Origin of the sequence: Geothrix edaphica, assembly GCF_030268045.1 — a bacterium.
Lineage (GTDB): Bacteria > Acidobacteriota > Holophagae > Holophagales > Holophagaceae > Geothrix > Geothrix edaphica.
In genome coordinates this window covers 1158402-1171363 of sequence record NZ_BSDC01000001.1, presented here as the reverse complement: position 1 = coordinate 1171363, position 12962 = coordinate 1158402, and the positions used below count along the sequence as shown (strand labels likewise).

Genomic DNA, 12962 nt, shown 5'->3' with positions numbered 1-12962 from the left:
CACCAGCAGGGGCCGAAGGTGTGTTTCATGGGTGATTCCCGTGAGGACTTCGCCCGATATGCCACCCCTCCCAACCGACCTCCAGCGCGAGACCGCCCCGACCTATCTGGCCTCCCTGTCGACGTGGACCCGGCGCCGATGCCCGGCCCGGCCGGCGCTGGCCCCGGGGTCCCCGGCCGGCGGCATCCCCCCGTCCCTCCGGTTCGATTGCCTGCAGGGATTCTCCCGAATCGAAGCGTTTGAAGAGCATCTCGCCACCGTTCTGAACAGCGGCCTCTGTGTCTATTTCGACGGGGAGGAGACCCTGCTCCTGTTCGGGAGGGCGCCGCTCGGCGGCGTGGGCGGCCTGCGGATCGAGCTTGGACCGGACGTGCAGGGTCCTGCCCGGTTCCACGTCCTGGGACCGGGTGTCGACGCCTCGTTCGCCCTGGCCGACGGCTCCTTCCTGGCCGGCGCCTCCGACCGGCGGCGGATCGACCTGGTGCGCTACTGGTACCAACAGGCCAGACCCCATCTCCTCCGGGTCTGGAATGACACGCGGATGTCCCGGCGCCCGGCCGGTCCGAGCGATGCGGCTTAGACGGGTCGGGGGCTCAGGCCGATCGTCTGACTGACTGGCACTGGCCTAGCCCCAGAGGGCAGACTCGAACTGGCGCGTGGCTGGCCACGCCCATGTACGCTGCGCAGGCCCCACTGGGGCCTTGCTCGCTATGGGCTACCTGGCCGCCACTGCTTCTCGGCAGTCCGAGTCTTTGGCTTGGGTGGGCGTACAAAAACACCGGAGCAGCTCGGCTCCGGTGTTCTGTGTGGTGGCTGGAGGCAGACTCGAACTGCCGACCTAGGGATTATGAGACCCTCGCTCTAACCACCTGAGCTACCCAGCCATGAAGGAGCAGTGTAGCGGGGGCGCGGGTCTTCGTCTACTTCAGATCATCCACGAGCACCACGATGAGGCGCTTGGGACCGTGGACGCCGTAGGCGAGGGTCTGCTCGATGTCGGCGGTCTTGCTGGGACCGGAGATCATCAGGGCGTTGGGGGGCAGGGCCCGGCCCCAGCCCAGGGCTTTCACGGCGGACCAGAAGCTGTCCTGGATGGTGGAGGCGCGCAGCAGCGCGATGTGGACGGGCGGCACCAGGGACATGAGCCGGGGCTCGGCAGGACCGGGCATCAGCAGCAGGCCGCCGGTCTCGGCGACGCCGCCCACGGTGCCGGTGAATCCGGCGTCGATGTCGCCGAACAGCTCCTGCTTGAAGTCCTCCACGGGGCGGTCGTAGGGCTTCAGCTGTGGTCCACCGGGCGCCCAGGCGGCGGCCAGGGCGGAACCCGCCTCGCTGGTGGGACCGTAGAGCAGGTTCCTCAGCCCCTCGCGCTCACAGAAGGCGCGGATCACGGCTGGCCAATCAGCGGGCGTGGCCTCGATGAATTCCGTGTGGACCGCCTCCATGCCCTTGCGCAGCCGGGTCACGCGTTCGGCGGCTGACCATTGGCGGCGCTCGAGAACCGCCGTATCAAGGGCGGGCAGGGGGCCGGAATCGCCGGCGGCGCGGAGGCGACCGAGAATGGCGCTGCGGGAATCCGCAGCGGACGAGTTCGGGCTACTCATGGCTGGCTCCCTCGGCGCGCATGCGCTCGCTCAGTGAACGGCGGGCGGGAACAGGTTTGGTGCGGGATTGGGTCCAGTTCTTGATGAGGGGGGCATTGGCGGGCAGGGCCTTCCCGAAGCGCGTGGCGAACCAAGTCGCGACGCGATAGAGGGCGGGGCGCTTCGTCACTCCGGCCCAGAGACGCCAGGCCCAGTCCTCCGTGGCCGTGCGGCCGGTGGCCTTGCCGGCCACGGTCGAGGCCATGTCGTCGTGGGTGGCCTCCCGGCGCAGGCGCACCAGGATCTCGGGGATGGGGATCTCCACGGGGCAGACCTCGCCGCAGGCGCCGCAGAGACTGGAGCCGTGGATGAGGTCGTGGCGCACGCCGACGCCCTCCATCTGCGGGGTGAGGATCTTCCCGATGGGGCCGGGATAGATGGCCTCGTAGGCATGGCCGCCCACGCGGGTGTAGACAGGACAGTGGTTCATGCAGGCGCCGCAGCGGATGCAGCGCAGGGTGGCGCGCAGCTGGGGATCGGCGTAGATCCGGGATCGGCCGTTGTCGAGGATGACGAGGTGGACTTCCTGCGGGCCGTCCTTCTCCCCGGCACCGCGGGGCCCGGTGATCAGGTTGAAGTAGGTGCTCACGGCCTGGCCGGTGGCGGAGCGCGTGAGGATGGCGTAGAGCGGCGCCACATCCTCCAGCCGCGCCACGACCTTCTCCAGGCCCATGACGGCGATGTGGAGAGGCGGCACATGGGTGCTCATGCGGCCGTTGCCTTCGTTCTCCACCAGACACAGGGTCCCGGTCTCAGCCACGGCGAAGTTCACGCCGGACAGGCCGGCATCGGCATCGAGGAACTTCTGGCGCAGCACCTTGCGGGCCATGGCCGTCAGCTCGTCCACATCCTCGGTGTACTTCGCGTCCTTGATCTTCTGGCTGAACTGCCGGGCGATCTGGTCTTTGTTCTTGTGGATGGCCGGCATGATGATGTGGCTCGGCGTCTCACCGTCGAGCTGGATGATGTACTCGCCCAGGTCGGATTCCAGGGCCTCGATGCCCTTGGATTCGAGGAAGGCGTTGAGGTGCATCTCCTCGGAGACCATGCTCTTGCCTTTGACCAGGGTCTTGGCGCCCTTGGCCTGGAGGATGCCCAGGATCAGCTGGTTCGCCTGTTCGCAGGTCTCGGCCCAGTGCACCTTGATGCCGTTCCTGGCGCAGCTGGCCTCCAGCTGCTCCAGCAGCTCCGGCAGGCAGAGCAGGCTGCGGGAGCGGATGGCCGTGCTGAGGTCCCGCAGGTCCTGGAGGTCCCGCGGATCGGGGAACTGGGCCTTGCGCTTGGTGATGAGGCCGTCCATGGCGCGGCGGAAGTTGGCCCGGAGCTGGGGATCCAGCAGGGCCTTGGCGGCGGCATCCCTGAAATGGACTTCGTTCTCAGCGTGCACGGGTGCGCTCCCACAGGAATTCGGCGATGTGCTGGACCTTGAGCTTGCTGCTCTTGGCCTCCAGCGCGCCGTTCACGTTCATCAGGCAGCCGCCGTCCGTGGACAGGACGAGGGAGGCGCCGGTGGCGGTGGCGTCCGCGATCTTGTCGGTGACCATGGCGCCGGAGATTTCGGGGTGGCGCACGGCGAAGGTGCCGCCGAAGCCGCAGCACTCGTATTCCCGGGTCAGGGGCGCCAGCTCCACGTTGGAGAGCTGGCCGATGAGGGCCTGGGGCTCGCCCTTCAGGCCCAGATCGCGGACCGCATGGCAGGAGCTGTGCCAGGTGACCTTCACGGGCTCGCCGAGGTCTTTGAGCTTCACGTCCAGCACGTCCACGAGGAACTGGGTCAGCTCGTAGACCCGGGCGCTGAAGGCGCGGACCTTGGCCTCATCAGGCTGGCCGTGGAACAGCTCGGGATAGTGGACCTTCATCATGCCCGCGCAGCTGCCGGAGGGCAGGATCACGGGCAGGTCCTCGGGGAACAGGGCCACCTGGGTGCGGGCCACGTCCCGGGCCTCCTCCCAATAGCCGCAGTTGAAGGCAGGCTGGCCGCAGCAGGTCTGGCCCTCGGGGAAGACCACCTCCACGCCGGCCCGGCGCAGGAGCTGGATGCCGGCCATGCCGGCGTCCGGGAAGAACAGGTCCACCAGGCAGGTGCCGTAGAAGTAGACCTTCTTGGGCTTGGTTCCATTCACTTGGAGACCTCCGGTCGGGTCGCGGACTCGAGCAAGTATAGGAAGCTTCGGTAGACCTGGCCCGTGGAACGGGTCATGCCCACCTCGCAGGTGCGGCTGCTGGCGAAGTAGCCATCGAAACGTTCGGCCTTCACCTCCCGGGCCTCGTGCTTGGTTGCGGAGGCGGTCAGCTCGGCGTGGGTGAAGCCGCGATCGCCGGCGAAGCCGCAGCAGCCTGCATCCCGGGGCACCACGACCTTGTCCGCGCAGGCCTTGGCGACCCCCTCCAGCTTGGGCAGCAGGTTCATCTTGGTGACCGAGCAGACCGGGTGGAGGACCACGGAACCCACCTTGCGGGTCACCTGGAGGCGGGGCAGCAGCACATCGTTGGCGAAGGCGGTGCTGTCGAGGATCTTGAGCTTGTCGAACTTCGCCTGGTTCTCGGGCGTGAGGTAGCCCCGGCTGGTGAGCACGCCATAGGTGCAGGGGCTGGTGTCCATGACGAGGGCCAGCCGGCCCTGCTGGGTCCACTCCCAGAACTTCTCGATGGTGCGGTTGATGGTGTAGCGGTGGGCTTCGTCATAGCCCTTGGAGCTGAAGGGCACACCGCAGCAGGTGCCTTCCACATCGAAGGGGATGTGGACCGGGTAGCCGGCCCGCGCCGACACCTTCACCAGCGCCTCCACCAGACTCATCTCCTCGGGCTCGCCGGGCAGGTGGCCCATCATGCGGGAGAGGCAGGCGGGAAAGTAGATGGCCTGGGCGCCTTCCAGAGTAGTCACGGGCAGCGGCGCCTTGGCGGGCTTGGGCATCTCCGGGCTCCACTGGTGGGAGGCGCCGAAGGTCTTCATGATCCGGGTGAGGAAGGGCATGGCCTTGGGCCCGAAGAGGCTCTGGACGAGGTGCCCGCTGCGCAGGGCCAGCCGCATGGCCGGCTCCACGGTGGCGAAGTTGCGGGCCACGGAGAGGGCGATCTTCTGGGCGCGGCGGCTGTGACTGGCGCGGCGGAACCGCTTGGTGAGCTGGCCGGTGTCGATTCCGACGGGGCAGGCGGTGGCGCAGAGGCCATCCGTGGCGCAGGTGTCCAGGGCCATGTAGGGGAAGGCCTCCTGCAGGGACGACAGCAGGGCGGGATTTTCCCGGTTTCCCTCCAGACGGGCCATCTCACGGCGCACGACGATGCGCTGCCGGGGGGTGAGGGTGAGCTCGCGGCTGGGGCACTTGGGCTCGCAATAGCCGCACTCGATGCACTTGTCGACCTCCTCCTCGACGCCCGGCATGGGCTTGAGGTCGGCCAGGTGGCAGTGGGGATCGGCGTTGAGAATGACACCGGGGTTCAGCAGGCGCAGAGGGTCCACCAGGTTCTTGAGCTGCTCCATGACGGCCTTGGCCTCGGGGCCCCACTCGGCTTCCACGAAGGGCGCCATGTTGCGGCCGGTGCCGTGCTCGGCCTTGAGGGCACCGTCGTACTTCTTGACCACCAGCTCCACTACATCGTCGATGAGCGCGGAATAGCGATCCACAGCGGCCTTGTCGTTGAAGGACTGGGTGATGACGAAGTGCAGGTTCCCATCCTTGGCATGGCCGAAGAGGATGGCCTCGTCATAGCGGTGCTTGGCGAAGAGCTTGGTGAGGTCCACGGCCGCATCGGCCAGCTTCTCGATGGGGAAGGCCACGTCCTCGATGAGCACGGTGGTGCCGCGGGCGCGCACGGCGCCGACGGACGGGAAGGTGCCCGAGCGGATCTTCCACATCAGGGCCTGCTCTACAGGATCGTGGGTGAACCGGGCGGGCTCGAGCAAGGTCAGGTGGGCGGCGGCATCCAGGGCCAGGCGCTCCAGTTCGGCGCGGGCGGACTCATCCTTGCCCTGGAACTCCACCAGCAGGGCAGCGGCGCCATCAGGCAGGGTCTTGATGGTGGGGGGTACGCCGGCCTGGTTCTCAACGGAGCGGAGAGAGGCCCGATCCAGCAGCTCCAGGGCCGCGGCGCCGGCGTCGCGCAGGGGCACGATGGCGGCGCAGGCCGCATGCAGGTCGGGGAAGATCAGGAAACCCGTCACCTTCACCGGCAGATCCGGCACGGAGTTCAGCACAGCCTCGGCGATGAAGGCCAGCGTGCCTTCCGAACCCACCAGCACATTGCGGAAGATGTCCACGGGGCGCTCGTAGTCGATGAAGGCGTTGAGCGAGTAGCCCGTCGTGTTCTTCATCTTGTACTTGGCACGGATGCGCTGGGCCAGGGGCTGGTTGGCCTCCAGGTCGGCCTTGAGCTTGAGGAGCCCTGCGGCCAGCTCCGGCTCCGCTTCGCGGAAGCGCGCGTCTGCGTCCGGCGCGGCCGTGTCGATCACCGTGCCCGAGGGCAGGACGAAGGTCAGGGATTCCAGGGTGTGATACGCGTTCTGGGTGACGCCGCAGCACATGCCGCTGGAGTTGTTGGAGAGGATGCCGCCAACGGTGCAGGTGTTGATGGAGGCCGGGTCGGGGCCCATCTTGGCCCGGTAGGGGCGCAGGGCATGGTTCACATGGGCCCCGATGACGCCGGGTTGCACCTTCACCTTGGCGCCGCCTTCCAGCACCTGGATGCCGCGCCAGTTGCGGGCCACTTCCACCAGGATGCCGTCGGACACCGACTGGCCCGAGAGGCTGGTGCCGGCGGCGCGGAAGGTCATGGGGACCCCGAGCTCGCGGCTGAGCCGGAACAGGGCCCGGACTTCGTCCACGCTGCCCGCGAAGGCCACGGCCTTGGGGATGAGCCGGTAGAAGCTCGCATCCGAGGCGAAGGCGATCAAGTCCACCGGCCGGTCGAGGACACGGTCGGGACCGACGATGGACACGAGGGATTCCCTCAGGGAAGTGGCGGTGGCGGTGCTCATGAGAAACATCCTCTGGATCAGGCGATCGCGAAAAAAGGTCCCGCCGGCCGGTTGGGGCGCGGCGGGACCCGGGTCTTACGTCAGGATGCCGCCCGGCCTACTTGGCAGGGGCGGGGGCGGGCAGGGTGGCCGGAGCGGCGGGAGCCGCAGGAGCGGTCACGGGAGCCGCCACCGCGGGGGCCGCGGGAGGAAGCTGGGGCATCCAGTTGGCGGGCAGGACCTTCGCATAGAGGAAGATCACGACGCCGACCATGGCGGCCAGGGCCAGGCTGTGGAAGAACACGTAGCGGAGGATGGTGCCCTCCTCGCCCTGCTGGTTGGTGGCGACCGAGGCCACCACGAGGCTCTGGGCGTCGATCATCTTGCCCATGACGCCGCCGGTGGTGTTGGCGGCAGCCGTGAGGATCGGGTTCAGACCCAGCTGCTGGGCGGTGATCTTCTGGAGACCGCCGAACAGCACGTTGGCGGAGGTGTCGCTGCCGGTCAGGGCCACGCCCAGCCAGCCCAGCATGGCGCTGAAGAAGGGGAAGAGGACGCCGGTGCTGGCGAAGGCCAGACCCATGGTCGCGTCCAGGCCCGCGGACTTGGACACGAAGCCCAGGGCCAGCATGGCCGCGATGGTGAGCAGGGAGATCTTCACGCGGTTGACGGTGTTGCCCCAGACCTTGACGAGCTCGGGGAAGCTGAACCCGGCCAGCAGGCCGCTGCAGATGCCGGCGAGCAGGAGGCTGGTGCCCGTGAGGGAAAGCCAGTTGAAGGTCCAGACGGCCGGCTCGGCCGAGGCCTTGGCCACCACCGGGGGGGCCTTGATGACCATCTTGTGGAGCTTGGGGATCTCGAAATTCTTGACCGTGTAGCCGGCCAGGAAGTTCGGCTTGTCCTTGGTGCCGCCATTGAGGAAGGTCTTGACCTGGGGGGTGCCCCAGGCGAACACGAACAGGGACAGGAAGACCCAGGGCAGCCAAGCCTTGACGACCTTGCCAGTGGGCTGCTCGATCTTCACCGCATGGGGCTCTTCGCGCTCGTGCTCATAGCGCCAGGTGGTCTTGGGCTGCCAGATCTTGAGGAACAGGACCAGGGCGACCATGGAGACGATGGCGCCGATGATGTCCACCAGCCAGGGGCCGTGGAAGTTGCTCACCGCGAACTGGGTGATGGCGAAGCTGCCACCGGCCACGAGGCAGGCGGGCCAGACTTCCATCATCGCCTTCCGCCCGGCCATGGTCCAGATGATCCAGAAGGGCACGATCAGCGAGAAGATGGGCAGGATGCGGCCGGCGGCGGCGCTCAGCATGTCCAGGGGCAGGCCGGTCACACCAGCGAGGGCGATCAGGGGGCTGCCCAGGGCGCCGTAGGCCACGGGGGCGGTGTTGCCGATGAGGGCCAGGCCGGCGGCCTGGAGGGGCCGGAAGCCCAGGCCGATGAGCATGGCGGCGGAAATCGCCACGGGCGTGCCGAAGCCGGCCGCGCCCTCGATGAAGGCACCGAAGCTGAAGGCGATCAGCAGGGCCTGGATGCGGCGGTCACCGGCCAGACCCGCGATGGAGTGCTTCACGACCTCGAAGTCACCGGATTTCACGGTGATGTCGTAGATGAAGATGGCGTTCAGCACGATCCAGCCAATGGGCACCAGTCCGAACAGGGCGCCATGCACGGCGGCCATGCCGGCCATGCCCGCAGGCATCTTGTAGATCAGGACGGCCACCACATAGCAGGTGAGCAGACCCAGGATGGCCGAGTAGTGGGCCTTCACGTGCTTGGCCAGGAAGCCCAGCAGCACGAAGACCGGCAATGCGGCCACCAGTGCGGAGAGAAAGATATTCCCCATGACGGGGGAATAGACTTGGGTCCAGGGGGTCATGCTGCCTCCAGATGGGGGTAGGGGATGAGAAGGTAGAGTTTTGGAAAAGAGCCTCGCGAAAGCCTACAATGGGTCTAGTGGTCAGACCATACGCAAGGCGTTTGCTTTTTATCACATTTCGCATCTATTCCCTTTTCCATCACTTAGGATGGTTGGATATGGACCTCACACCGATCAAGACCAAACGGCTCTACGAGGAAATCGTCGAGCAGATCAAGCAGCTCATCGCCGACGGGAAGCTGAAGCCCGGCGACAAGCTCCTCGCCGAGCGCGACCTGGCCGACCGCTTCCAGGTCAGCCGGGCTTCCGTGAGGGAAGCCATCCGGACCCTGGAGATGCTCGGCATCATCGACATCCGCCCCGGTGAGGGCACCTTCGTCCGGGGCACCGAGACCGACGACATCATCCGTCCCCTGGCCATGTTCCTGGCGGTGGAGCGCAACTCGCTCCTCGACATGTTCGAGATGCGCCGGATCTTCGAGACTGCAACCGCGAGCCTGGCGGCCCAGCGGGCCACGTTCGAGGAGCTCGATCAGATCGAGTCCATGCTGGCGAACATGCGGGAGCGCCTCAATCTGCAGGATTCCGAGAAGGGTGAGGAATTCGACGCCGCCTTCCACTACGCCGTGGCCGAGGCCACCCATAACAGCCTGCTGACCAAGCTCTTCAAGACCGTCTCCGAGGAGTTCGCCAAGGCCAACTCCGTCGCCCGCCGGCAGCTCTACCACGACAATGTCCAGAACCCCCAGCGGATCATCGACCAGCACTCCGAGATCCTCGCCGCCATCCGGTCCGGCTCCTCCCAGGCCGCGTCCGAGGCCATGCTCGCGCACCTGAACTTCGCCGAAGGCGAATTGCGGAAGTGGATCGTCTGAACCGTGCGCCGCCTGCGCGAGCCGCCAGGGCGGCGCGCGCAGATGGTGGCCCCGGTGGGGTTCGAACCCACGACCAAGCGGTTATGAGCCGCCAGCTCTGACCGCTGAGCTACAGGGCCGGGGCCAGTGTAGCAAACGCAGGCGCGGTTCTCCGGCCCCATGCGGCGGATCCCGCGGCCTCTCTCCTGAAGAAGCTGGCTGGGCGGATCGTGTGAAGTGCAGGGTCCGGGGCAGGGGGATGAGGTGGAGAATGGCTGGTAGCATGAACGCTTTGCCCACCCCACCGGAGTCGAAACCGTGACGGACGAGAACCAGGTCGCAGGGGCCGCGGAGGCCGGACAGGCCGTGCTGGAGGCGGCTCAGGCCGCCCTCATGGAATTGCGCGACAGCTGGAACCAGGCCCAGGTGGACGCCTGGTGCACCAGTGTGCTGGAGCGCTCCGGCCGGGTGGTGCTCACCGGCATGGGGAAGTCGGGACTCGTGGCCCAGAAGGTGGCGGCGACGCTGGCCTCGACGGGATGCCCCAGCCTGTTCCTCCATCCGGCCGAAGCTCTGCACGGAGACCTCGGGATGGTGACCCGGGAGGATTCCGTCCTCGCCCTCTCCAACAGCGGGGAAAGTGAAGAGGTGGTCCGCCTGCTGCCCAGCCTCGTCCGCCTGGGCATCCCGATGGCCGCGATCACCGCCCGGCCCGACAGCAGCCTGGGGCAGGCCGCCCACTGGACCTTCACCTACCGGCTGCCCCAGGGGGAGGGTTGCCCTCTGGATCTGGCGCCCATGGCCAGCACCACCCTCCAGCTGATCTGGGGTGACCTGCTCGCGGCCAGCCTCATGTCCCGCCGGGGCTTCACCCGGGACCACTTCGCCCTGAATCATCCCGCTGGAAGTCTTGGTGCGAAGTTAATGAAGGTGAAAGCCTTGATGCACACCAGCTGGCCCAGTGTCTCCGCCTCCTCGGCCCTGACCGACGTGCTGCGGGCCATGACCGGGGGCCGGCTGGGCATGACCAGCGTCATGGACGGGCCGAAGCTCCTGGGGGTCATCACGGATGGCGACCTGCGCCGGGCGCTGGAAGGTGCCGAGCGCGAGGGCCGGAACCCCCTCGACCTCCGGGCGGAGCAGATCATGACCCGGAGCCCGGCGATGATCGGCGAAGAGGCTCTGGCCCTGGAGGCCGCTGGCGACATGGAGGCCCGGAAGATCACCTTCCTCCTGGTGGGGAAGCCGGAGCAGCCCGTTGGGCTCATCCATATCCACGATCTACTGACAGCAAAGGTCTTGTAGGTTCCCAGAGCCGTCCTCGGCGTTGATTTAAGGTTACATAATATACATTATCGAAAGTAAAATCTGGATCCCAAGGTGCCTTCCGTTCTGACCCGCTACATCCTCCGCCGCTGGACGACGCCCTTCCTCGGGGCGCTGTTCTTCTACGGGTTCCTGCTGGTCTCCTGGGAGATGATCGCCATCTCGAAGGAGATCTTTTCGCAGGGCGCCCCCCTGCGCTGGATGTTCCCCCTGCTCATGCTCTCCCTCCCCGAGACCTTCTCCATGGTCCTGCCCATGGCGGCCGTGCTCGGAGGGCTGGTGGGTACGCAACAGATGATGGAGGGGTCGGAGCTGGTGGCCGCCCAGGGGCTTGGCGCGGGCCGCCGGACCTGGTTCGCGCCCTGGGCGATCATGGCCTGCGGCCTCCTCCTCCTGGCCTCCTTCAACGCCCACGTCCTGGTGCCGACCTCGGCGGGCCTCCAGCAGTCCCTGCGCCGGAAGATGTCGGAAGCGGCCAAGGCCCGGTTCCTGCGGCCGGGCAGCCCGCCCTGGCATCCGCCGGGCTCCCCGGACACCGCGTTCTGGGTCTCCGAGGGCGGGCAGATCCACCTGATGGAGTCCACCGCCCAGGGCACGCAGCACATGACGGCCTCCCAGATGACCTACGCTCTGGAGAGTGCCCCCTCCGGCGATGCCGAGATCCGGCTTCATCTTTCGGACCTTCAGGGCGTGCTCTTCCAGCCTGCCGCTGGTGGCAGCGTCATCCATCTGAAGCAGGAACAGCAGATCCTGCGCTTCCTTGTCCCGGCGGGCCCCCGCCTGCTCGCTCCGATTCCCCTTCGCTACAAGTCCTCCAGGGCCCTGCTGCAGACTTACGGAGACGCCACCACCCCTACCCCCCTGCGCCAGCAGTCCGCCATCGAGCTCGGCCGGAGGATCACCCTGCCCGTGGCTGGCCTCTCGCTATTGCTCATGGGGATCGCCCTGGGCTTCGGCCATCCCCGGTTCTACCGAGGGGGCGCCGTCATCAAGAGCCTCGGCGTGATCCTGGTCTATTACTTGATGATGAAATACTTTGAAGACATGGTGTTGGGCGGAAAAGCTACCTCCATCTATCCGACTCTCCTCCTGCCCTTTCTGTTCCTCGGGGCTGCCTGGTTCATCTTCAACCAGCGGCTGTCGCCTCATCGGACCCGCCCCGGCCTGGGGGTGATCCTCATGCGTTCCCTGGGGCGCGTCCTGCCCCTGGGCCCCCTCCATGCCCGGATCTCCGCCGCCAAATCCTCGGTCCTGCAGTGGATCCATGGCCAGGGAACCCGTCGGGGCATCTTCCGCCACTGGTCCACCCTCGCCTGGTGGCGCAACTGGGGGCTGACGCTGGGCAGTCTGCTGGCGCTGGATCTGCTCATCGAGTTCTCCAACCTTGCTGGAGACCTGTCGAAGAACAATATCCATTTAATTGTATTCATTAAATATTGGATCTGGAATCTCCCCCCGTTTCTCGAGGTGGCCTTCCCCGTCTCCTTCCTCCTGGGGAGCATGCTCACCCTGTCCGAAGCGGCGCTCAACCGCGAGTGGCTGGCCATCCGCGCCGGTGGTGTCAGCCTGCTCCAGTGGATCTGGGCCAGCCGGTTCGCCTGGGGCGCCGTGGCCCTGGCCACCTTCCTTCTCCAGGCCGGTCTCGCCCCCCTTGCCAGGACGCAGGCCCGGAGGCTGTACTACCAGATCCTCCAGCGCCCCCAGGGCTCCTCTTCCGCCTCTCCCTGGATGCATCTCGGCTCCACGGGCGTCCTGTGGCATCTCTCCCCGGAGGCTCGCTGGGGGTTCCCCCTGAAGGGCCCCGGCGAGGCGCCGATCCTCCTCCGGTGGCAGCCCGGGGCGGAGCGGTCGGAAGCCCTCGCCTGGGGCGGCACCCGCCTGGTGCCAGGTCCCAGCACCGAGGCCCTGTTCCCGGACCGGGCCCTCCGCGCCGCCCCCTCCGCGGCCGAAGCCAAGACCCTTGACCTGATCGAGTGGCAGCGATGGGCGCCGGATCCGGAACGCTCCTACCTCCTGTGGAGCCGCCTCCTTGGTTGGCTGGCCGGTCCGCTGCTGGTCCTGGCCATGCTCTCGTACGCGTTTCCGGGACCTCGTCAGGGCCGGGGCCAGGCCATCGGGATCGGCCTGGTCGGCGGGCTCGTGTTCCTGGGTCTCCAGACCCTCTTCGGAGGCGCCGCCAGGGCCTCCGAGATCCCGGCCTACTGGGGCATCGTGGCGCCCTTCATGCTCCTGGGGGCCAGCGCCCTGGTCCGGGTCTCGAGGCTGCGGACCTGAGTCCGAAGCGGCTCTCCGGGCACGGAACC

9 protein-coding genes and 2 tRNA genes are annotated in these 12962 nt (G+C 67.3%); 4 read left to right on the top strand and 7 right to left on the bottom strand.

The features are described from left to right. The first annotated feature begins 58 nt into the window (after positions 1–58). The gene (locus QSJ30_RS05270; RefSeq protein WP_285607133.1) at positions 59–580 is read left to right on the top strand and encodes a hypothetical protein; all 522 of its coding nucleotides are present in this window, start codon (positions 59–61) and stop codon (positions 578–580) included. A 227-nt stretch (positions 581–807) separates the two neighbouring features. Here QSJ30_RS05270 and QSJ30_RS05265 read toward each other — a convergent pair. From QSJ30_RS05265 to QSJ30_RS05240, 6 genes are all read right to left on the bottom strand, one after another. Beyond that, a tRNA-Met gene (locus QSJ30_RS05265) sits at positions 808–884 on the bottom strand. Positions 885–920: 36 nt separating this feature from the next. After that, a complete protein-coding gene (locus QSJ30_RS05260; protein ID WP_285607131.1) occupies positions 921–1604 on the bottom strand; it encodes a LutC/YkgG family protein in 684 nt (227 codons plus the stop codon). Then, positions 1597–3030 carry a LutB/LldF family L-lactate oxidation iron-sulfur protein gene (locus QSJ30_RS05255; RefSeq protein ID WP_285607130.1) on the bottom strand — a complete coding sequence of 478 codons (1434 nt, stop codon included), beginning with the start codon at positions 3028–3030 and terminating at the stop codon, positions 1597–1599. Before QSJ30_RS05255 ends, QSJ30_RS05260 begins: the two co-directional genes overlap by 8 nt. Beyond that, positions 3020–3766, bottom strand: coding sequence for a (Fe-S)-binding protein (locus QSJ30_RS05250; protein WP_285607127.1), 747 nt, complete (start codon positions 3764–3766; stop codon positions 3020–3022). Before QSJ30_RS05250 ends, QSJ30_RS05255 begins: the two co-directional genes overlap by 11 nt. Beyond that, positions 3763–6618, bottom strand: a complete 2856-nt coding sequence (locus QSJ30_RS05245; RefSeq protein WP_285607125.1) for an FAD-binding and (Fe-S)-binding domain-containing protein — start codon at positions 6616–6618, stop codon at positions 3763–3765. Before QSJ30_RS05245 ends, QSJ30_RS05250 begins: the two co-directional genes overlap by 4 nt. A 97-nt stretch (positions 6619–6715) precedes the next feature. Further along, positions 6716–8479 carry an L-lactate permease gene (locus tag QSJ30_RS05240; RefSeq protein WP_285607122.1) on the bottom strand — a complete coding sequence of 588 codons (1764 nt, stop codon included), beginning with the start codon at positions 8477–8479 and terminating at the stop codon, positions 6716–6718. A gap of 158 nt (positions 8480–8637) precedes the next feature. Between QSJ30_RS05240 and QSJ30_RS05235 the strand changes: the two genes are divergently transcribed. Further along, the gene (locus tag QSJ30_RS05235; protein ID WP_285607120.1) at positions 8638–9354 is read left to right on the top strand and encodes a FadR/GntR family transcriptional regulator; all 717 of its coding nucleotides are present in this window, start codon (positions 8638–8640) and stop codon (positions 9352–9354) included. Between the two features lie 43 nt (positions 9355–9397). On the opposite strand, the gene QSJ30_RS05230 is transcribed toward QSJ30_RS05235, so the two are convergent. Beyond that, positions 9398–9473: transfer RNA gene (locus tag QSJ30_RS05230), tRNA-Ile, on the bottom strand. A 178-nt stretch (positions 9474–9651) separates the two neighbouring features. Between QSJ30_RS05230 and QSJ30_RS05225 the strand changes: the two genes are divergently transcribed. Together QSJ30_RS05225 and QSJ30_RS05220 are read left to right on the top strand one after the other, a co-directional pair. Beyond that, positions 9652–10638 carry a KpsF/GutQ family sugar-phosphate isomerase gene (locus QSJ30_RS05225; protein WP_285607118.1) on the top strand — a complete coding sequence of 329 codons (987 nt, stop codon included), beginning with the start codon at positions 9652–9654 and terminating at the stop codon, positions 10636–10638. A 75-nt stretch (positions 10639–10713) separates the two neighbouring features. Further along, positions 10714–12933 carry an LptF/LptG family permease gene (locus tag QSJ30_RS05220; RefSeq protein ID WP_285607116.1) on the top strand — a complete coding sequence of 740 codons (2220 nt, stop codon included), beginning with the start codon at positions 10714–10716 and terminating at the stop codon, positions 12931–12933. Positions 12934–12962: the final 29 nt, after the last annotated feature.